This is a genomic window from Aeromonas sp. AE23HZ002T15 (assembly GCF_054165525.2).
The window spans coordinates 3,877,566-3,898,354 of sequence record NZ_CM201342.1 but is presented as its reverse complement, the minus strand read 5'-3'; the positions used below and the strand labels follow the sequence as shown (position 1 = coordinate 3,898,354).

At 58.8% G+C, this 20,789-nt stretch carries 22 protein-coding genes; 15 read left to right on the top strand and 7 right to left on the bottom strand.

The window, feature by feature from the left end:
• The first annotated feature begins 170 nt into the window (after positions 1 to 170).
• The 4 genes from ACT5M9_RS18235 (at position 171) to ACT5M9_RS18220 (ending at position 3,500) form a co-directional block, all read left to right on the top strand.
• On the top strand, positions 171 to 308 hold the full coding sequence (locus ACT5M9_RS18235) for a hypothetical protein (RefSeq protein WP_457979882.1): 138 nt from the start codon (positions 171 to 173) through the stop codon (positions 306 to 308).
• Entirely contained in the window at positions 308 to 1,651 is a 1,344-nt protein-coding gene (locus tag ACT5M9_RS18230; RefSeq protein ID WP_457980614.1) for an APC family permease, read from the top strand. The genes ACT5M9_RS18235 and ACT5M9_RS18230 overlap by 1 nt, the downstream gene beginning before the upstream one ends.
• A gap of 353 nt (positions 1,652 to 2,004) precedes the next feature.
• The gene (locus ACT5M9_RS18225; protein WP_457979884.1) at positions 2,005 to 2,157 is read left to right on the top strand and encodes a hypothetical protein; all 153 of its coding nucleotides are present in this window, start codon (positions 2,005 to 2,007) and stop codon (positions 2,155 to 2,157) included.
• Positions 2,157 to 3,500, top strand: coding sequence for an APC family permease (locus tag ACT5M9_RS18220; RefSeq protein ID WP_457979886.1), 1,344 nt, complete (start codon positions 2,157 to 2,159; stop codon positions 3,498 to 3,500). The genes ACT5M9_RS18225 and ACT5M9_RS18220 overlap by 1 nt, the downstream gene beginning before the upstream one ends.
• Positions 3,501 to 3,578: 78 nt before the next feature.
• Here ACT5M9_RS18220 and ACT5M9_RS18215 read toward each other — a convergent pair whose 3' ends face one another.
• On the bottom strand, positions 3,579 to 4,028 hold the full coding sequence (locus ACT5M9_RS18215; protein WP_457979888.1) for a hypothetical protein: 450 nt from the start codon (positions 4,026 to 4,028) through the stop codon (positions 3,579 to 3,581).
• Positions 4,029 to 4,332: 304 nt separating this feature from the next.
• Here ACT5M9_RS18215 and ACT5M9_RS18210 point away from each other — a divergent pair, with 304 nt between their 5' ends.
• The 4 genes from ACT5M9_RS18210 to ACT5M9_RS18195 all read left to right on the top strand — a co-directional run bounded on the left by ACT5M9_RS18210 (position 4,333) and on the right by ACT5M9_RS18195 (position 10,703).
• Positions 4,333 to 5,481: a Na/Pi symporter gene (locus ACT5M9_RS18210; RefSeq protein ID WP_438550092.1), complete on the top strand. Its 1,149-nt coding sequence runs from the start codon at positions 4,333 to 4,335 to the stop codon at positions 5,479 to 5,481.
• Positions 5,482 to 5,602: 121 nt separating this feature from the next.
• A complete protein-coding gene (locus ACT5M9_RS18205; RefSeq protein WP_457979890.1) occupies positions 5,603 to 6,073 on the top strand; it encodes an FKBP-type peptidyl-prolyl cis-trans isomerase in 471 nt (156 codons plus the stop codon).
• Positions 6,074 to 6,542: 469 nt separating this feature from the next.
• A complete protein-coding gene (locus ACT5M9_RS18200; RefSeq protein ID WP_457979892.1) occupies positions 6,543 to 7,310 on the top strand; it encodes a DODA-type extradiol aromatic ring-opening family dioxygenase in 768 nt (255 codons plus the stop codon).
• A gap of 180 nt (positions 7,311 to 7,490) precedes the next feature.
• Positions 7,491 to 10,703, top strand: coding sequence for a response regulator (locus tag ACT5M9_RS18195; protein WP_457979894.1), 3,213 nt, complete (start codon positions 7,491 to 7,493; stop codon positions 10,701 to 10,703).
• A gap of 162 nt (positions 10,704 to 10,865) precedes the next feature.
• Here the strand turns inward: ACT5M9_RS18195 and ACT5M9_RS18190 are convergent, their stop codons facing one another.
• The 6 genes from ACT5M9_RS18190 to ACT5M9_RS18165 form a co-directional block, all read right to left on the bottom strand.
• A complete protein-coding gene (locus tag ACT5M9_RS18190; protein ID WP_457979895.1) occupies positions 10,866 to 11,852 on the bottom strand; it encodes a phage integrase in 987 nt (328 codons plus the stop codon).
• A 71-nt stretch (positions 11,853 to 11,923) separates the two neighbouring features.
• The gene (locus ACT5M9_RS18185) at positions 11,924 to 12,409 is read right to left on the bottom strand and encodes a hypothetical protein (RefSeq protein WP_457979896.1); all 486 of its coding nucleotides are present in this window, start codon (positions 12,407 to 12,409) and stop codon (positions 11,924 to 11,926) included.
• On the bottom strand, positions 12,409 to 12,735 hold the full coding sequence (locus ACT5M9_RS18180) for a hypothetical protein (protein WP_457979897.1): 327 nt from the start codon (positions 12,733 to 12,735) through the stop codon (positions 12,409 to 12,411). Before ACT5M9_RS18180 ends, ACT5M9_RS18185 begins: the two co-directional genes overlap by 1 nt.
• Before the next feature lie 78 nt (positions 12,736 to 12,813).
• On the bottom strand, positions 12,814 to 13,668 hold the full coding sequence (locus ACT5M9_RS18175; protein WP_457979899.1) for a DUF4393 domain-containing protein: 855 nt from the start codon (positions 13,666 to 13,668) through the stop codon (positions 12,814 to 12,816).
• 38 nt (positions 13,669 to 13,706) lie between these two features.
• Positions 13,707 to 14,684 (bottom strand): hypothetical protein, encoded by a 978-nt coding sequence (locus ACT5M9_RS18170; RefSeq protein ID WP_457979901.1) that lies wholly within the window; start codon positions 14,682 to 14,684, stop codon positions 13,707 to 13,709.
• Complete coding sequence (locus ACT5M9_RS18165) at positions 14,681 to 15,109, bottom strand: helix-turn-helix domain-containing protein (RefSeq protein ID WP_457979902.1); 429 nt, start codon at positions 15,107 to 15,109, stop codon at positions 14,681 to 14,683. Before ACT5M9_RS18165 ends, ACT5M9_RS18170 begins: the two co-directional genes overlap by 4 nt.
• Before the next feature lie 114 nt (positions 15,110 to 15,223).
• On the opposite strand from ACT5M9_RS18165, the gene ACT5M9_RS18160 reads away from it, so the two are divergent.
• The 7 genes from ACT5M9_RS18160 (at position 15,224) to ACT5M9_RS18130 (ending at position 20,569) form a co-directional block, all read left to right on the top strand.
• A complete protein-coding gene (locus ACT5M9_RS18160) occupies positions 15,224 to 15,514 on the top strand; it encodes a DNA-binding protein (RefSeq protein ID WP_457979904.1) in 291 nt (96 codons plus the stop codon).
• A 31-nt stretch (positions 15,515 to 15,545) separates the two neighbouring features.
• A complete protein-coding gene (locus tag ACT5M9_RS18155; protein WP_457979906.1) occupies positions 15,546 to 16,028 on the top strand; it encodes a phage regulatory CII family protein in 483 nt (160 codons plus the stop codon).
• 11 nt (positions 16,029 to 16,039) lie between these two features.
• Positions 16,040 to 16,450 carry a hypothetical protein gene (locus ACT5M9_RS18150; RefSeq protein ID WP_457979907.1) on the top strand — a complete coding sequence of 137 codons (411 nt, stop codon included), beginning with the start codon at positions 16,040 to 16,042 and terminating at the stop codon, positions 16,448 to 16,450.
• A gap of 231 nt (positions 16,451 to 16,681) precedes the next feature.
• Entirely contained in the window at positions 16,682 to 16,963 is a 282-nt protein-coding gene (locus tag ACT5M9_RS18145) for a helix-turn-helix domain-containing protein (protein ID WP_457980616.1), read from the top strand.
• A gap of 35 nt (positions 16,964 to 16,998) precedes the next feature.
• Entirely contained in the window at positions 16,999 to 17,223 is a 225-nt protein-coding gene (locus tag ACT5M9_RS18140; RefSeq protein ID WP_520395646.1) for a ParE family toxin-like protein, read from the top strand.
• A 7-nt stretch (positions 17,224 to 17,230) separates the two neighbouring features.
• The gene (locus tag ACT5M9_RS18135) at positions 17,231 to 17,686 is read left to right on the top strand and encodes a hypothetical protein (RefSeq protein ID WP_457979910.1); all 456 of its coding nucleotides are present in this window, start codon (positions 17,231 to 17,233) and stop codon (positions 17,684 to 17,686) included.
• Positions 17,687 to 18,025: 339 nt separating this feature from the next.
• Entirely contained in the window at positions 18,026 to 20,569 is a 2,544-nt protein-coding gene (locus ACT5M9_RS18130; protein ID WP_457979911.1) for a replication endonuclease, read from the top strand.
• Positions 20,570 to 20,789: the final 220 nt, after the last annotated feature.

Sequence of the window (20,789 nt, the reverse complement as noted above, 5' to 3'; positions counted from 1 at the left end):
AGGGGGGCATCACGAATGCACAATGCGCCTCCGCTTTCAAGGACCGCCCGCTCATCGCAGCCCGGTCTTTTTTTGCGGCAACCAAATCCATAACGAGGCCGGAACCGACCGGAAATGATAGCGAGATGGATAGCCATCTCACGACACCCGCTTCTCAAGTGAGGAACACCATGGGGTATTTCACCGCTTTCCTGCCGGCCTGCGCCGGTCTGCGCCTGCCGTCTGTGCAACACATTGGCGCCCCCAAGAACCAGGATGACCCGAGCGTCACCCTGCTCCCTTCGGCCAAGACAGGGGAGAAAGCATGATGAATGCTCACCCTACCGGTCTGAAAAAGAGCCTCAAGCTGTGGCACGTGGTCATCATGGGTCTGGCCTATCTGACCCCCATGGCCGTGTTTGACACCTTCGGCATCGTCACCGAGATCACCGAAGGCCATGTGCCGACCGCCTACCTGTTCGCCCTCATCGGCATGCTGTTCACCGCCATGAGCTACGGCCACCTGGTGCGCAAGTTCCCCTCGGCGGGCTCCGCCTACACCTATGCCCAGAAGGTGTTCCACCCCTATGTGGGCTTCATGGTGGGCTGGGTCTCCCTGCTCGACTACATGTTCATGCCGATGATCAACATGCTGCTGGCCAAGATCTACATGGAGGCCCTGTTCCCGGAGGTAGAGCCCTGGACCTACATCCTGGCCCTGACCGCGGTGATGACCTTCCTGAACCTGCGCGGCATCAAGCTGGTGGCGAACTTCAACAGCCTGATCGTCATGATGCAGTTCAGCATCATCGCCGTCTTCATCGGTCTCATCGCCTGGGGTGTCTATCACGGCGAGGGGCTAGGCACCCTCCAGAGCAGCCGCCCCTTCTTCTCCGAACACATGCACCTGGTGCCCCTGTTCACCGGCGCCTCCATCCTCTGCCTGTCGTTCCTGGGCTTCGACGCCATCAGCACCCTGTGCGAGGAAACCCCCAATGCGGATCGGGTGATCCCCCGCGCCATCCTGCTGACGGCCCTCATCGGCGGCGTGCTCTTCATCTCGGTCTCCTACTTCCTGCAGCTGTTCTTCCCGGACATCTCCCGCTTCCAGCAGCCGGATGCCGTGCTGCCGGAGATAGCCCTCTACGTCGGCGGCAAGCTGTTCCAGGCGGTGGTACTGGTGTGCACGACCGTGGCGGTGCTCGCCTCCGGGCTCGCCTCCCACGCCGGGGTCTCGCGCCTGCTCTACGTGATGGGGCGGGACCGGGCCCTGCCGAGCCGCTTCTTCGCCTACGTCCACCCCAAGTGGCAGACCCCGGCCCTGAACGTGATGCTGGTGGGGGCCCTGGCCCTCTCGGCCGTGTCGTTCGATCTGGAGATGGCGCTGGCGCTCATCAACTTCGGCGCCCTGGTGGCCTTCACCTTCGTCAATCTGGCGGTGATCGCCCACTTCTATATCAAGCTCGGCCACAACAAGAGCCTACGGGATCACCTGCTGTTTCTGGTGCTGCCCCTGTGCGGCGCCGCCTGCATCGGGGTGCTCTGGCTCAACCTGGAACCCGCCTCCTTCGAGCTGGGGCTAATCTGGGCCGCCCTCGGCGCCCTCTATCTGCTGCTGCGCCTGACCCTGTTCCGGGTCCAGTTGCGCCAGCCGGAGACGGACGCCTCTTGACCAGGATGCCCCTGCAGAGCCCGCCCAGTGCGGGCTCTTCTTTTGATAGCGCCCACCCGAATCGGCGCCATCGGTCACTCCCTTTCAGCCCTTTCTACGCCCCGCTCCCGAGGCGTTCGAGACAGGCAGAAGTACAACCCTGACCCCAGTCAACAAAATGCCCAATAGCGGCCTTTTTTGCTTGTCACCCCCCCCCTCTGGGGGCACAATACGCCGCCCCTTGAGAGCCGATGTTTTTGCAGCATCGGTTCTTTGCTTTTTAGGGGCACACCACCATTCACCAAGAGGCCGGACTTTGCGCCGGAATTGATATCGAGATTGCAGAGCAATCTCCCGACGTTGTGAGGAAATACATGGGGCTTTTCACTGCTTTCCTGCCGGTCCCCACCGGCATGTGCCATCCGTCTGTCGCCCAGACTGGCGCACCCTGTGTCCAGGTACGCATTGCCGCGTCCCTGATCCCGTCCCCCTTCGCCACCCAGGCGTTCGCAGAGGAGAAAGCGTGATGGCCGGTGCCAAGCTGCTCAAGACGCTGACCCTGTTCCAGGTGGTGGTGATGGGTCTGGCTTACCTCACTCCCATGGCGGTGTTCGATACCTTCGCCATCGTCGGCGACATCACCGATGGCCGCGTGGCCACCGCCTACCTGTTGGCCCTCGGCGGCATTCTGCTCACCGCCTTCAGCTACGGCCATCTAGTGCGTCGCTTCCCCTCGGCGGGCTCTGCCTACACCTATGCCCAGAAGGTGTTCAACCCCTACATCGGCTTCATGGTGGGCTGGTCTTCCCTGCTGGACTACATGTTCATGCCGATGATCAACATCCTGCTGGCCAAGATCTACCTGACCGCCATGTTCCCGAACGTCGAGCCCTGGATCTTCATCTTCGGTCTGGTGACCGTGATGACCTTCCTGAACCTGCGCGGCATCAAGCTGGTGGCGAACTTCAACGGCGTCATCGTCTTCATCCAGGTCGCCATCATCCTCACCTTCCTCGGCCTCATCGGCTGGGGCCTGACCCAGGGTGAAGGGGCCGCGACCCTGCTGAGCAGCCGTCCCTTCCATGTGGAATCCGCCAGCATGCTGCCGCTGTTCACCGGCGCCACCATACTGTGCTTCTCCTTCCTCGGCTTCGACGGCCTGAGTTCCCTCTCGGAAGAGACCCCGAACGCCGGCAAGGTGATCCCCCGCGCCATCGTGCTGACGGCGCTCATCGGCGGCATCATCTTCGTGACCGTCTCCTACAGCCTGCAGTTGTTCTTCCCGGATCTGGCCCGCTTCAAGGAGCCGGACGCCGTGCTGCCGGAGATCGCCCTCTACGTGGGTGGCACCCTGTTCCAGAGCGTGGTGCTGGTGTGTACCACGGTGGCGGTGCTGGCCTCCGGCATGGCGGCCCACGCGGGCGTGTCGCGCATCCTCTACGTGATGGGTCGCGATCGCATGATCCCGGAACGGGTGTTTGGCTACATTCACCCCACCTGGCGCACCCCGGCCATCAACGTGCTGCTGGTGGGGGCCCTGGCCCTCTCCGCGGTGTCGTTCGATCTGGACATGGCCCTGGCCTTGGTGAACTTCGGCGCCCTGGTGGCCTTCACCTTCGTTAACCTGTCGGTCATCGGCCAGTTCTGGGTGCGCGAGAAGCGCAACAAGACGTTGAAGGATCACCTGCTGTTCCTGGTGCTGCCGCTGCTGGGAGCCGCCACCATAGGGGCGCTCTGGATCAACCTGGAACGCAGCTCTCTGGAGCTTGGCCTCATCTGGGCAGGGCTGGGGGTGACCTACCTGTTCCTGCGCCTCGCGGTATTCCGCATCCCCTTCCGTCAGTACGAGGAAGCGGCCGACGGCCAGTAAGCCATCCATATGATGCAAAGAGGGGAGCCCGCGGGCTCCCCTCTCTCATTTGCACGGCACACCGCCAGCTGGCAGCCCTCAGTAGGCGCCCGTCTTGCGCAGCACGGCGCGGCCCGCCGCCTGGGCAGGGTTGTCCACCGCGTTCTCGACTCTCTGCTGGGTGTTCTTCGCCTTGTTGTAGGCCTCGTCCACGCCGGTGGCCTGGGCCGCCTTGCGCTTGGCGTAATCGGCCGGATTGTCCACCGCATTCTCCACCCGTTGCTGGGTGTTCTTCGCCTTGTTGTAGGCTTCATCCCCCCCTGTGGCCTGGGCCGCCTTGCGCTTGGCGTAGCCAGCGGGGTCGTTGACCGCATTGTCTACCCGTTGCTTGGCACTCTGGGCCGAACAGCGGCTGTTGACCCCGGTCGCGCTGTTGACGGCCGAGCCGATCGCCACGTCTTTGGCGTCGCAACCCGATGAGACGATGCCGGCGTGAGCAGGGAGGGAGGCCAGGGCCAGCGGAAGGAGCAGAAGAGACCAATGTTTCATGACAGACTCGCAATTGCAGATAAAAGACGGGTCAGTCTACCCCCTGGGGAGAGGAGACGTTACCGGCTTGCCCTATGTTTAGCACCGCCTCCGTCAGTTTCTAACGCATCCATCGATAGTGGCGGTCAAATACACCATCAAACAACGCAATGTCGACATTATATGTCGCGGTGATAGTACCGATGGCTGGCAATGAGATAGCTGTCATCAAAACATCATCAAAGTGTCACGTTGTCATATTTCTGTCATAGAGCGCTGCTGTAATGCGCCCGTCCAATTCAACGCAGACGTCCCAAGAGGCACCATGCAAAGCATACCGTCGTCCCCGCAGACCCGCGCTACCGGCCCCCTGTTCAACTGGCTAGCGGTGATCACCTTTGTCTACCTGATCCTGGTCGCCGTCGGGGCCGTCTCCCACGGTTTCAAAGGCTTCTCCGGCGGCGCCGAGGGTGCGGCCCAGATCTTCGCCTTCGCGAACAACCCCTTCGTCGCCCTGCTGCTCGGCATCCTGGCCACCGCCCTGGTGCAATCCTCCAGCACCGTCACCTCGGTCATCGTCGGCCTGGTGGCGGGCGGCCTGCCCATGGGCATGGCCATCCCCATGGTGATGGGGGCCAACCTCGGCACCACCATCACCAACACCATCGTCTCCCTCGGCCATATCCGGGACAGGAGCGAGTTCCGCCGCGCCTTCGCCGCCGCCACCGTACACGACTTCTTCAACCTGCTGGCAGTCTTCATCTTCCTGCCGCTTGAGCTGATGTTCGGCCTGCTGCAAAAGAGTGCCGAGTGGCTGTCAGGTCTGCTGATGGGCTCCGCCGACATGTCCATGAAGGGCATGGACTTCATGAAGCCCATCATCTCCCCCTCCCTGGATCTCATCGACAGCGCCGTCGCCTTCCTGCCGGGCAAGGGCCCCGCCATCGCCACCATAGTCATCGGCATCCTGCTGATCCTCGGCTGCGTCACCGCCCTCGGCAAGGTGCTGCAACGGGTCATGGTGGGCCGTGCCAAGGAGCTGCTGCACAAGGCGCTGGGCCGTGGCCCCCTGACCGGCATCGCCTCCGGCACCCTGGTCACCGTCATGGTGCAGTCCTCCTCTACCACCACCAGCCTGATGATCCCCCTGGCGGGTGGCGGCGTGTTCAACACCCGCCAGCTCTACCCCTTCACCCTGGGGGCCAACATAGGGACCACCATCACGGCCCTGCTGGCGGCCACCGCCATCAGCGGCGCCGGTGCCCAGCTGGCACTGACCATCGCCTTCGTGCACGTGCTGTTCAACGTCTTCGCCGTGGCGCTCATCTATGGCGTGCCCTTCCTGCGTGAACTGCCCATCAAGGCCGCCGAGACCCTGGCCCGGGTCGGCAGCGAGAACAAGCTGCTGGCGCTGGGTTATGTGGCCGGGCTCTTCTTCGCCCTGCCCGCCCTGATGATGGTCGCCTCCAAGTGATCGGGACGGGGCCGTCCATGGGCCGGCCACAGCGCCGCGCAGATGACTCGCCCCTTCCCGCTCGCTGAGATAAGATGCCAGTCTCATTGCACTCTTTGCATTTCAGGGAATAGGAAAACCGATGAAATTCATTCTGATAGCACTGCTGGTTGCCGGGGTTGCCTACTACTTCTACTCCAGCGCCAATAACAAGAAGGTGGCGGCCGAGAACGTCCGCCTGGGAGCCGAATTCCTCGCCAGCAACAAGGACAAGCCCCTGGTGACCACCACGGCCTCCGGCCTGCAATACGAGGTGCTGACCCCGGGCACGGGTACGGTTCATCCCACCGCCACCAGCAAGGTGAAGGTACACTACGAGGGCAAGCTGCTGGACGGCACCGTCTTCGACAGCTCGGTCGCCCGCGGCGAGCCCATCGAGTTTGGCCTCAACCAGGTGATCCCCGGCTGGACCGAAGGGGTACAGCTGATGGTGGAAGGGGAGAAGACCCGCTTCTATATCCCCGCCAACCTGGCCTACGGCGATCGTGCCGCCGGCAAGATCCCGCCGGGATCCGTGCTTATCTTCGACGTGGAACTGCTGGGCATTAAGTAACCGGCTTCGGCAAGATCCCACTGAGCACCCGTGCTTATCTTCGATGTAGAGCTGCCGGGTATTCAGTAACCGGCTTCGGCAAGATCCCACTGAGCCCCCGTGCTTATCTTCGATGTAGAGCTGCTGGGCATTCAGTAACTCGCCTCGGCAAGCTCCCACTGAGCACCCGTGCTTATCTTCGATGTAGAGCTGCCGGGCATTCAGTAACTCGTCTCGGCAAGATCCCACGGCTCTCCACCAGGCTAGCGCAACCCGCTGGCCTGGTTTTTTTATCCCTCCATTGCGCCAGCGTTCCCCGCAAGATGCCCCTGACTATCAATTATTAGTGAACAGTGATTATACATATAGCCTGATTGTTAACCTTTAAGTCGGGGAGGATAATGACCTCAATGTCAGTGGCATCTTGCCCTGATCCCATGTCATGCGGTGGCGGCCAGCAGTGCCCACGCCGCCAACAAGGAGTCTCATCATGGCTATCGCTCCCGTCTGGTTCATCTCCCACGGCGCCCCGGATCTGGTCTTGCGGGATCAACCGGCGACCCAGTTTCTCAGGGGTCTGCGCCTCGAAGGCATCAAGGGGCTGGTGGTGATCTCTGCCCACTGGTTCAGCCGCACCGAGCCGCAGCTCAACGTCGAGTCGAGCCCGGCGCTGATGTATGACTTCTACGGCTTCCCGGAGCCGCTCTACCGCATCCGCTGGCCCGCCAGGAGCCCGGCCTGGCTGCAGGAGGCGGTGAGCGATCAGCTGCTGCTGGCGGGTCTGCCCGCCACCCCGGTCAAGCGCGAGCTGGACCACGGCGTCTGGTCCCCCCTCTCCCTGATGGATCCGGCGAGCGAGATCCCCCTGGTGCAGCTCTCCATCCCCGCCAGCTTCAGCCCGGCCGAGCTGTGGCGACTGGGTGAGGCCCTGCAGGCCCTGCGCGAACAGGGGATCGGCATCCTCGCCTCCGGCGCCATCACCCACAACCTGAGGGCGCTCGGACCGGATGGCTCCCCCGTCCCCGGCTGGGCCAGCGACTTTGCCCGCTGGCTGGAGCAGGCCATGGCGGTGGCGGATCGCCCCGCGCTGGAAGATTACCGGGCCCGGGCCCCGGGGGCGGTAGAGTCTCACCCCCATGACGATCACCTGCGCCCCCTGTTCGTGGCCCTGGGGGCGGCGGGGGCGGACAAGCCGGTGAAGCTGCACGACAGCTGGGATTACGGCAGCCTCTACATGGGGGCCTACCGTTTCGGTTAACGCCTCGGTAATGGGCCGCTAACCATCTGCCTCCATGGCGGGCCTGGCCCGCCATTAATTTGTGTCGTTTATGTCGATAAATGCCTAAAAAAGGGACTCATCGTGCCCGAGTTCCGGTAGAATGGCCGCTTTCGGATAATCCTGACCGGCAAGGATGGCTGTCGCGTTCCGGGTGGCATGATGAACCTTCTTCGATCACTGATCCTGCTCTGCCTGCTGTTCACCCTGCCCGCGCAGGCGCTCATCCTGCACAGCCGCCACGATTTTCAGCCTGTCTACTCCCCCAGACAGCTGGCGGAAGAGCAGTGGCTTCAACGGACTCCGTTCCTGCGAGTCGGCATACTGCTCCACGACTATCCCCCCTTCAGCATCCTCATCCCGGATAGCCGCTTCGAGGGGGTATCCGCCGATTATCTCGACATCATCGGGAAATCCCTGAAGAAGAACCTGTCACTCACGCCCTATGCAGATAAAGACGCCATGTTGTCGGCCCTGCGCAGAGGGGAGATAGACATCGCCAATATCGGCAACCTGACCCTGGACGAAGGGAAGACCGACATCCGCCTGAGCCGTTCCTATTTCAGCAGCACCTCCGTCTTCTCCGCGCTCAGGCAGCACCACGGCCCCCTGCTGACCCCGGGCCAGAGCGTGGCGACGGTCGCCGGCTACACGGATGCGGCCCAGTTCAAGCGCTACTACCCCACCCTCAATCTGGTGACCTATGCCTCCAACAAGGCCGCCTTCGATGCGGTCTTCTTCGGTCATCAGGAAGTCCTGCTGAGCGATGCCTACGCCATGCGCTACCTCAACGGCGAGCGCTTCGACCAGCTCAGGCAGCGTGGCGAGGCCCAGCCCGAGCTGGCCCCAGGCGCGTTTCGCTTCGCGGTCTCCCGCCATGCCCCCCAGTTGCTGAGCCTCATCAACACCACCTTGCAGGATCTCAGCGATCTGACCCGTTACTTCATCTTCAGCCAGTGGAGTGGCCCCATCCGGGATTCGGTAGACGGCCCGGCCAGCCTCTATGATGCCGACGAGCTGGCCTGGCTGCGCCAGGCCCCCACCATCAAGGTCTGGCTGATGGACAACCTTTACCCCTATGGGGTCAAGGACTATGACGATCAGCTGACCGGCATGGCGGTCGCCATGCTGGCCAAGGTGAGCAGACGCACCGGCCTGCACTTCAGCTTCGTGACATACCATTCGGAGCAACAGCTGAGCGAGGCGGTCCGCAACGGAGACGTGGATCTCATCGGGGCCATCTCCCACCCCGTCGCCAGGCACTATGGCCTGCTGCCATCCTCCCCCTATGCCACCGACGACATCTACGTGATCCTGGCCCGGCAGGAAGATAGCAGCATCCATGCCCTGACGGATCTGGCGGGCAGGCAGGTGGGCATGACCCGCCACAACCCCGTCGCCAGCCAGCTTGACAGCAGCCGGCTCACCCTCACGGACAGCGCGGCCGAGGCGATGCGGGCCCTCAAGTTGAAGCGCCTCGACGCCGCCATAGTGCCGCTCTACTTCGCCCAGCACATGGTGGGCAGCGGCGACGGCCAGCTGCGCATCGCCGGTCCCGCCAGCGATGATCCCATCCAGATGGGTTTTGCCAGCATGCCGGACAACACCATGCTGATGGAGATCCTCGACAAGACCATACTCTCCATCTCCCCGAGCGAGCTGGCCATGATGAGCTACGAGTGGCGCAACCGGACGCTGCCCGCCCCCAGCTTCATCAATCGCCATGCTCATTACGTCTACCTGCTGTTTGCCGTCCTGTTCGGGGCGGCCCTGCTGCTACTCTACCGCAACCGCATGCTCAAGCGGCTGGCCCAATCCGAGCAGCATTCACGCCAGCAGCTCGAAGCCCACGTCCGCTTCATCGAGGCGCTGGGGGAGAGCCTGCCCCACCCCATGGTGGTGCGAAACACGGATGGCCGGGTATTGATGTGCAACAGCAAGTACCTGACACAGCTGGGCACCCGGCAGGATCGGGTGCTGGGCCAGACCTTCGCCGACGGGCTCGCCGGCCGGGTCAACAGCGAGGACATCGCCGTGCTGGAGCAGGACTTTGCCCAGATATTGGAGACGGCCGAACCCATCTTCGCGGATCGCCTGTTCCATCAGGGGGAGCACTGCTCCGTCATCTATCACTGGATGGTGCCCTACTTCGATACCGGGGGAGCCGTCAGCGGGGTGATCGATGGCTGGATAGACATCACGGATCGCAAGACCCTGGAGGAGGATCTGCGGCTGGCCAAGGAGCAGGCCGACCGGGCGAGCCGGGCCAAGAGCGACTTCCTCGCCACCATGAGCCACGAGATCCGCACCCCCATGAACGCCATTCTCGGCATGCTGGAGCTCGTCAGCCAGGATCCGGCCCTGGGCCGTCGCAGCGCGGAGCAATTGAACATCGCCTCGGAGTCGGCCCACGGGCTGCTGGATCTCATCGGGGATGTGCTGGATATCTCCAGCATAGAGGCGGGCCAGATGACGCTGCATCCTGTCCCCTGTGCCCTCACTCCCCTGCTCTATTCGGTCTGCCGGGCATTTCAGGGCATGGCCGAGCACAAGGGGCTCGGCTATCGCATCGATATCGCCACCGACCCCCTGCCCCAGGTGGTCATCGATCCCCTGCGCCTGCGCCAGATCCTCTTCAATCTGCTCGGCAACGCCATCAAGTTCACCCATCAGGGGGAGGTGACGGTGCAGGCGAGGCTGGACGAGCAGGACGTGAACCCCGTGCTCCATCTCGCGATCCATGACAGCGGGGTGGGCATTGCCGCCGACCAGCTGCCGAGGCTGTTCACCCCCTTCTATCGCGGCCGCGGCGCCCAGCCCCAGGAGGGGAGTGGGCTGGGTCTCAATATCTCCCGCATCCTGTGTCAGATGATGGGAGGGGAGATCCGGGTCGAGAGCGACATCGGCGTGGGCACCCGGCTCGAGGTCATCCTTCCCCTGCAACTGGCGCAGGCTCCCGCGCACTCCGCGCATCCGCAGCCTGCGGAGCTCGCCCCGGCCGGTCAGCGCCCCCTGCGCATTCTGGTGGTGGATGACAATCACACCAACCAGACCCTGCTGCGCCAGCAGCTCAAGCACCTTGGCCACGAGGTGAGCGTGCGCGGCAACGGCGCCGAGGCGCTCAGAGCCATCCGTGGCAAGGCGTTCGATCTCGTCATCACCGACTGCCAGATGCCGGTGATGGACGGCTTCGAGCTGGCTCGCCGGCTGCGGGCCTACGGCCATGAGCTGCCCATCTGGGGCTTCACCGCCCATGCCCAGCCGAAGGAGCGGGAGCTCTGCCTCGCCGCCGGCATGGACGAGTGTCTGTTCAAGCCCATCGGGCTGGCACGCCTGCGAACGGCGCTGGCCGGGCTCAAGCCGCCGGCCGCCTGAGTACCCTCAGCGGAAAAAAACCATAAAAAAAGAGAGCCGAGGCCCCCTTTCATTACTCAACAAAATCAGTGAGTTACTTTAAAAACAGTCAGTTATATGCCATGAACTGAGACGATATGAGACGTAAAGCGACTACGATTGGGGCAATTTGTGGACACTTTTTCAGGCTGCTGATAACGGGTTTTCTAGAGGATTAAAACGTACTGCATCATTCAGGTAATCTGGGGCAAAATGGGCATAGGTCATTGTCTGCTGGATGTTATGATGGCCCAGTATTTTTTGCAGCGCGAGGATATTGCCCCCGGACATCATGAAGTGTGATGCGAACGTGTGCCGGAAGACATGCACCGCCTGCCCTACTGGCAAGTCCGGAGCCACCGACTTGATCACGTCTCGCACCAACAGGTAGTCGATGTCACGAAACAGCGGGCCCCGATTCACCCCGCTCGTGAGCTCCTGACACAGCTCGGCCGAGATCGGCACAGTGCGATTTTTGCCATTCTTCGTGTTGATATAGGTCACTCGGCTGGCCAGCACATCCTCGCGGCGCAGATTGGCCGCTTCACTCCAGCGCGCCCCTGTGGCTAGGCAGAGTTTGACTACTTTCAGGTTCTCCCCGGATAGCGCCCCCAAGACCCCACGGATCTCTTCCTGGGAGAGGTAACCCATTGGCCTTTCTACCAACTTGACCTTTTTTACGTCCTTGAGCGGATGCGCATGATGATAATGGCCAAGCTCAATGAGTACCGAAAATACCCCGCCTAGCATGTCGTGTTCACGGTTGACGGTGTTTGGAAGGCGGCCAGCTTGTATTCGCATCGCCCGGTACTCAGAAAATAGCGCCTTGGTAACCTGCCTCGCCAATGGGTAACGCATTCCCGCATCCATATTCTGGAGCTTCTTACGAGCAGCCTCTCCTGACTTCAGAGTCTGACCATGGTAGCGCCACCAGAGATCGATCAGCTCAGAGAGCGGCCGGTTATCTGCCGGGCGATCAACCCATCCTTTATTGTGCTCAGTGGCGATAACCCAACGCTCATACTGCTGAGCCTCGGATTTAGTTTTGAAGCGTTTGCGGATCCGCTTACCGTCACGACCTTGCGGACGGATGTCGACCAAGTAGCCGTCAGAGGTGGATTTGATGCTCATAAGGAGACTCTTGAACCTATAAAAATACGCCCATCAGGGGCGTATTTCGAAAGCCAGACGCTGAGGCTGCATTAAGACGTGTGGGGAAGGAATTTGATAAGTAACGCGACAACGGTCCCCGTCAGCCCAATGCCTATCCCCATGATGGTTAGCATGGTTCGGAACATCCATTTCTGCTGATTGCCCAATGCTTCATGTAGATCAGCTTTGGTCGCAAATTTCTTATCGAGACCATCAAACTTAGACTCGAATTTCTTTTCTATCGCATCGAGCTTCGATTCAAGCTTCTTGTCCATTGAATCAAGCTTGATATCGAACGCGTCTTGCCGCCCAGCCAGTGAAGCCATAGACACTTTCAGGTCGTTGACGTCGTCAGCTACCCGCTCAAGCTTCTGCTTGATATCTGTAGTATCCCGCTGGATGTGTTCTACATGCGACTCAAGTTTCGCAACTCTGGGTTCTAGCACGTTATCACCTCCTCCATCTCCGCCGCTTGGCCCGTCAGATTTGCCTGGCGTGACTGCGTGTGACGGAAAATTACGAATCTCAGCGCTCATTATACCTTACCCCTAGCTTTAGCTTCTTTAGCTTCCAGTAGGGCTACAGGTGAAAACAGATGGATGTAACCACAGTTAATGCATTCGCCAACAGAAGCCACGTACCTACGAGTATCCACAGTTCTATCAGTCATGAACGATGGCATCGCAAACGCAAAAAGCTGTTCATCAGTACCTACAATATGCAAACTACTACTGCCACACATCACACAGCGAAGTTGATTGTTCGTCTTTTCAAGCAAAAACTGAATCATCTCATCAGTCGTTATACCCGTTATCTCGGCACGGACGGCATCCATTTCCGGATTAACTTCACTAGAAGACATTGTTACACCTTCATTTGATGATTTGTGCTTTGCGCTAAAACGGCAACGCCTTAAATTGTGCTCTGCTTCAGCAGGATATTAATCTTCGATGCCAGCAGACTTTGGTAATCCTTTGGCATCGTGCGAGACCACACAGGTTTCACAGAAAAGGCGGCCTAACGCTGTAACTTTGAGTCCTCCTCTAAAAAAATGAAGGGTGAACTGCTCATCAGAGGAATAATCATTCTTCAATTTTTGAATCAACTCATGGTTCTCAAGAGCATCATAAACACCGGGGGTCGTGTATTCGTACATGACCGGAATCTCTGCCAACCCAAGCCGACACAGGTTGTTTAGATAGGTGGGAGTCTGCTCTGGATGTTCGCAACCAGCCTCCCAACCCAATAATGAGAAGTCTTTCAGAAGCTCTATACTACCGTTTTTTGTAGCTGTTGGGGCTCTATACGCTTTCTGCGCACTGATGAGAGGTAACGCTCTGACAGGAAAGAAAAGTTTTAGAATACGCGCCTCATCAGGGGTCAACTGCTTAATTATTTCAACAAACGCAGGATGCGCTCCCTGAGCAGTCCTGGAATCCATGGATGCAGCCAGCAAGTTTGCATACATATCTCTGAGAGATTCTTCGTGGCCGGTATACCTCAAAGCCTCCAAGGTAGGGCCCGCCACATTTGGCTTCGGGGTAACGATGCACTCAGGAGGAACGTCTTTCAGCTTTTCAGCTACCCGTGTTGATAGAAACTCCTTGAGTTGGTCATATCCCCAAACAAGCACGCTGACTGGCGCCAGAGCTATATGGATCGTCTTTGCGACTGTTTTAAGGGCAGCTCCAATCTCTTTCGCCGCTGGCTGCACAACATCCTGATACACAGGAACAGCCTCGACCACACCTTTTATCGCATCTGCCGCATCACGAATCTTGTTTTCATCGGACATACACTATCTCCCTGATATTCCTACTCAGCAACGATTAATTATCGGTCCGGTTGCCATAGATATTGTCCGGTGCGGCTCTTCACGCATTTCTGCATCCCCAAAGAAGTGGGAAGCCTAGTACCCCAGCTAAACGGCTCGCCGTTGAATAGGCAGATATCCTTGCGTTTGAGCATAACTGCCTTGCTTTGCTCAGCGCGAAGTTCTGCCTGGAAGAGCGGTTTATACACCGCTGCGCCAGTGGCCAGCACTGCCAATATTCCGCCACATATCAAGCGGCCACGCAGTCGCTGGACTACTCGTTGCGCTTGTTCAGCCTTTTTATGTGCCTGAGCAAGCACCTCTGCATCAACAAGCCTTCCTGCAATGAGGTTATCAATCTGGTGTTCCAGCTCTGCTGCTCGGCTGGCAGCCCGTTTCAACTCAGCTTCTGAATGGCGGTGTGATTGGATCTCACTTGAAAGACGCTGCTGCAGCTCCGTTACACCGCTGCCCAAAGAGCGCTTTTCTCTCTCTAACTGGGCTGCTGTAACTCGATGCTGGGTCAACACTTGCTGTAACCTATCGTGGTCACTTTTTAGTGCTGAATGTGCTTGCTGATAGTGACGAAGTTCGGCCCTAAGATTGACCTCTATTTCACTCTGTTCCACCAGATCGCAGCATACGGACTGGTATTCTTGCCGCCAGATCTCTTCAATAACAGTGCCAGAAGCTGCCTGTTTTGCTTCGATCATCAGTTGCAACAAAGCTTGGGCGGCCTTCAGGTGATCGAGTCGCATCTCTCCGATCTCGTTGACCCCAATCTTCTCATGCAGATACGTCCAAGTATCCCAGCCCTTTTGGCCAAACTCCCTATCCAGCTGGAGCACCAAGTTATGGAGCTCTTTTCGCTCTCTTCTGGTGAGTAGCCGCCCTCCCAACTCGTTGATGATCTTCACATCCCCTCCGGCGGCATACTCGACCGGGGCATGGAAATTCAGGTTCACTTTACTACTTGGGGTATCAAGCAACTCGGTCACGACTTCTTCGAGCCCTTCATGATCGTGGCATCACCAGAAAACGCGGTTCCAACGGGACCATTAAAATTCAGCTGAGCGCCATCACCGCTATTGGTGTTCGTAACGTTTCCAGCCACCGTCGCACCTCCGGCTGCCAAACCTGCCATAGCCGCAGCTTTTACAGACAATGGTGCGGCTCGAAATAACGTCAGTAACTGATCTTCATCTGGAGTCAACTTCTCTGTGGAATGCGCACCTCTTAGAAGGTACTGAGTGTCTACCCCTACCTTCGAAAGTTCCATGAGATAGCCAGCATCAGGGAAGCGCTCTCCCTTCTCGTACTTAAACTGAGCCTGTTTTTGGACACCACCTATCGCTCCAAAAGCGGCTTGCGTTAAACCAAGCCGTTCTCTTTCCTCACGAAGTCGATCATGAAAATCATTCATTTGAATCACTAGCCGTTGACAGTAATCCATTTGGATGACAGGATTAACTGGTTACTTTGAACACGGGCTGCCACACACAGCCACAAAACACACAAACAGCCAGAGGGTATCACAATGGCCTCTAAATCCAAACGCATCCTTATTCCCAATGATGTCAGTCAGTTACCGACTGATTACCCCTTTTTCAGCCGAGAGACTGGCAAGGCCATCGTCAGCGAATCGCTCGTGGACTATGCCGCACGCCAAGGTGTCGCAATCAACACCATCCGCAAGCGCGCCGACCGTGGCCAACTGCCAGTTTTGCAAGACGGTAAACGGGGTCATCGCAGCGTCAATCTCTACGCCCTCTACATGCAGGCCCGCTATCAAGCCGAGCGTTTCGTCACTATGACCGTAGCTTGTTGATTGTTGTACCGGACTCAAGAGGGATATCAGAGTGTCGAATTGCATCAAAAACCTACACCCCCACTATCGGGGAGCCTGTGCCAGCTTTGCAAAGGATCACAACGTAGAGCGGGTGGCGGCCAGTATTGGCATGTCTTCCCACGTATTACGTAACAAGTTCAATCAGGCACAGAAACACAAGCTTTCAGGCGAAGACCTGATCGCGCTCTACCACGCCACCCAAGACGAAACACTGCTGGATGCCCTGTTGTTGGAATGTGGCTTGACTGCTGTCGCCATCCCAGACGCCGAGCGAGCCCCGTCACTGACTCACCAGGTGATCCAGCTGAATTCACAGATAGCGAATATCGGTCAGCGAACTCTGGAGCTCACGGAGCGCGGTCGCATCACCAGCAATGAGCACCGCTCCTTTATGAGCATCGCCACCGCAGCGATGGGCTCAGTTGCTCTTCTCATCAACGATGTCGAGCAGCGATTCCAGGTGATGTCACCGCTTGCTGCATTGGCGATGTGAGGGGGCTACGCATGAGTGCCGCAGAGAATTACCCAGCCCTGCTTAGGGCCCAGCTCCTTCAAAGCAAATCCCAGGTGCCGCGCTACTGGCGCGAGGCCAATCAGAAACAACGTGAGGCCGTCTGTTACATCGCTCAGTTGCCAATGGCATTGGCGGGTCAGGTATTGCCCATCGGCAGGGCTGACAGAGAGTCGATCCGCCAGGCAGTGATAGCACTCGGGTTACAGCATCTGTTTCATGGACGCATGTCGGAATACGAGTGGCACACCGGTTGTTTACCGGAACTGCAACCAAGAGAGGAAACAAGATCAGCCGATCGGCTGCACAAGAAGAAAACCCTACTGAGTGAAATTATCGGTGGGCAGAACACCGCAAAAAGCGGGCAAAAGAAAGCCCCGGACAATGGTGCTGCAAACACCTAACGGGGCTCTTATCAACAACCTAGCACGGAAAGTTGACATGACTACTTTAGCAATCCCCTGCGCGCTGCGCAACCGCAAGCTCCAGCACCGCCGTCTGACTGGCCCCTATGGCCAACGTTATTCAGCGCAAGACCTGACAATTCTGACCCAACGTGCAAACGCACTGGTTTGGGCATCCCTGTTCGGTCACATCAATCGCATCAGTACCCACCAAGGAGCCTAACCATGCCTATGCCAAACACTGAAATGCCGTCCATGGCAACCCTCAACGACAGCACCCGTCAGCGCCTACGCCAACTGCGTGAAGCTTTGGGACTGAGTCGCCCCAAGTTTGCTGCACAGCTGGATATCCCGCCCACCACGCTCAAGAACTACGAGCTGGGCTATCGCGAGATTGGGGGTGGCTTGTTGCTGCGCATCATCAATACCCCTGGCCTGTCTGATTACGCCGTTTGGCTCATGAAAGGCTCATTGATCATCCCCGAGCAAGTACGTCCGGCCCGCCCCAACTAATCCCACAAGGGGCTGCTTCGGCAGCCCCTGGAGCTATGCACATGGAAGGATTCAAGAGCATTGGCCGGATACCGGCTCAGATACAGGCAAAAGCAGCTGTGATGCTGTCCTGTAAGCGTCCTCGCCGGTTGCATGCCGGGTGTGGGGATGTGATTGCGGTGGGGTACAGATACCGCCTGTTTCGACCCTGTGGGGCCAGTGGTTTTCAGCTGATGACCCACGAACGCTACAACAAACTGACTTCTAAAAAGAAGCGCTGAGGATGATATGAGCGACGCTATCAAGATTGCCCGTCAGGCCCCCAAGTTCGTTGAGGGGCTGCTGGCCGACATGTTTGCCGCTAACGCCGAAGATAACCGCATTGCTCTGGGCGGAGTTTACGCCGGCCCGCAGTACATCCAGATCCAACTAGTCGTCACCTGTAATCCGGCCGTCCTGTTGGATGACGACAGCGATGAAGATGATGGCGAAGAGGGACCAGCCATGGCCCCGACTCATGGCCCGCTAGTCACTCACTGGCTAGCAGCCCGTGCCGAGTTTATCGCTGCAGGTGGTGAAGCCAGAGGGGATCGAGACATCACTCAGGAACTGCTGGCGCTTGGCGCTATGCGCTCGGTCTATTGGCTGGCTCTGGGCCAAGGAGAGACCGCACTGGCCAGGGAGATTGGTGACTGGTGGAAAGAATGTGCGCCACTGCATGGTCAGGGTGAGGTGATCCAATGAACTCTCGCCTGCGAATCGCCCAAGAAGAAACCATTGACAGTTGGCGGACCATCATGCTCGACGATACCGCGCGCTTACGCGGCTATCAGCGAGATCTGCTGACTATGCGCTCACTTTCCCCACGGCCACGGATAAGCATATCCCTCACCCTTCGCCAGTGCGCTGCTGCCCGCAAGATGAGAGGCATGGCTGCCGGAGCACTGGATAGCTGTCGGCTTGAGCTGCAAGCACTGTCAGGAAGTGCCAAGTCATGATGACCACCTCACTGCACTATCCTGGCTTTTCCTACCTGGAACACCTGCTCGCAGCTCCTCACGGTCATGAGCCCCTGTCCTTCTGATGCGGGACTATTACGCCGAACTGTTCGACGCCAAGCCCATTTCCCCCAGGCAGCCTGCTGCCTGGAAACTGGCTGCTGCCGTCAAAGCCAAAGCTAAGAGCATCATGAACACCCGCCGCGTGGCGTTGTGCTCCCTGGCTCATTCACGACTCCCACCTGCTCGCCGGCCTACGGCAGCACTCGATCTCGATAGCCAGATAGCGGCCATCCGCTCCTACTTCGACGGGGTCCAGGGTGCCTATGCCCTGGACTGGGCGCTTGACCTGCTCGATCGCCCCATCCCCCGCGCTGGCGGTGGGTCAGGAGTACAGTTGCCCAAAGACCTGCGCGCTGAGCTGTTCGTGGGCTACTGCCGCCACCGTGCTCCTGATGTGCTCCAGGGGGTGGCCATCACCAAGGAGGCCAACCGCTGGCTATCAAGCCGCATCACCACCCTGCGCCAGGTGCAGAACGTCATCCCCGAACCCCTTGAGCAGCTGCGCACCAAGGAAAGCCGTGAGTGCCTTGCCGTCAACTACGCCGAGCGGGTCATCCGGCTGCTCCATGCCACTACCAATTTCGGTGCTGAGCAGGTGCCGCCACTCCGTTTGTGGAACATGTGCAAACAACCGGTCGACGCCTGGGGCATGCTGCCCCGTCTGCCCAAGTTCAGAACAACCGAGAGTCGTGATGACTTCATCGCACACCACCTTATCCGCTGGCTCGATCCCAAGTGGTGGGCCAGACGCCTGCGCAAGATCTGGGAACAGTACAACGAGCACTGCGCCATCCTGCTTGGCAAGGTGCGCAAAGGGGTGTCCGCCTACGTGTCCAGTCAGGGCCTGCAAGCCTTTGTCGAGCGCCAGCGAATGGCTGCAGCTTGGCTCAAGGACATGGAAGCTTACAACGCCCAGGATGACATCATCGTCAGCTTGGAGGATGCGGTAAAAGCCTCCATCGCCAACCCAGAGAATCGCCGTCATGAATTGGTTGTGCGGGCACGGGGCTTTTCTGACGTTGCCGACGAGCTGGGTTATGTCGGCCTGTTCTTTACTTGGACGGCACCGAGTCGCTTCCACCCCTGGAAGACTATCAGGGCCCCCCAGGCTGGCGGGCCAGACAACACGAAAGAAAACCCCAAACACGACGGCTCTTCCCCCCGCGATTCCCAGCACTACATCAGCGAGCTGTGGAAGCGCTGCCGCTCAGCCCTCGACCGCAACCTGACACGTCGAGGGGAGTCCCTGGTAGAAGACCCCATCGACTATTTCGGCTTTCGGGTGGTCGAGCCCCACCATGACGGCACACCTCACTGGCACCTGCTGATCTGGGTCAAACCCGAACATCAGCATCGGCTGATCGGCATCCTGCAGCGTTATGCCCTGAGCCATGACAAGGGCGACCTGGAACGCAAACGCCACCCAGACAGCAAAAAGCCCTATAGCGACATCACGCCCCGCTTTGACTGGAAGGTGATGGACAAGGAGAAGGGCGGCGCCGTGGGCTACATCGTCAAATATATCGCCAAGAACATCGATGGCCACCGGGTCGGCGACGAAGGCGACCTGGAAGCCGAGACCGCCGCCACCGAAGGCGCCCGCCGGGTGAGGGCTTGGGCCTCGCTCTGGGGTCTGCGCCAGTTCCAACCTTTGAAAGGGCCGCCGGTCGGGATCTGGCGGGAACTGCGCCGACTGCCAGGCCGTTTGCAAGAGGCCAAGGGGATCGTCGTGGCCCCGCTGGCCAGCCCCATCATGGAAGAGTGCCGGCGCTATGCCGACGCGGTGGACTGGAAGAACTTCACCCAAGCCATGGGCGGCCCCTGCTGCCGGCGCGATGAACGCCCCTTGAGTATCCACCGCACCGCTTTTGCCGAACCCAACCAATACGGCGAACCGCAAACCAAGCTTGTGGGCGTGCGAGCCGCTGACGGCCTCATCCAGCAAACCCGTGTAGGGGAATGGGTGCTGCGCAAGTGTGGGTCACAGTGCACCGCTGAGGCCCGAGGCAGTGGGTTTTGGCCTGTGGGCGAGCGCAGCGAGTTAAAGGGTTTCGAGCGAAGCGAGGGTCTTTCCCCCCTTGGAGCTCTGGCAACAACTGTACGCGACGATCTCGAAGGATCTAAGAAGGATCCATTGAAAGGTATAAATCTATTCCATTTGGGGCTACGTGACGAAGAAGTGGCCATGATCCGGCGCGGCTTGATTGTCAGGGCGGGGGACCGGTCAGTTTGCATCCGAGATAGTGAGTTGAAAGTGACCGAACGGCACCCGTTCGAATCACCAAACGGGCCATCACTGTATCAAATTGAAGCCGAAGCCAGACGCCGGGAGGCGAAACGCCAGACGGAACTCAAGGACGTGCGGGGCCTACTGGCCGAGTCTGGAAATCCAGCTGCTTGGCTGGCCAGCATGACGGCCGCCGGCACCGAGGATGCTCTGGCGCTGCTGAATGCCTTAGAGGAAGGAGACTCTAAACAAGCCCATATACATCTTTATCGACTCCGCAATACCGTCGATTTGCATACTTGGCCAATACCACCGGTTAACCATGGTAAGGGCTTATAAACACGGTAGGCTTTTATGAATACATAAGTTTTAAGAAAGAATATTTTTACAATAAAATCCATCGCTTAAAGATAACCATGACTAGCCTAACACATTCATAGACTTCCATCTAAAATTCTGATAAAAGAAAATTCCTACAAAATGCACACACACTATTGATATCATCATAAAAACCCTTCATCTTATAATTGCAGCATATGCTGTTTCAACTCTTGAACGA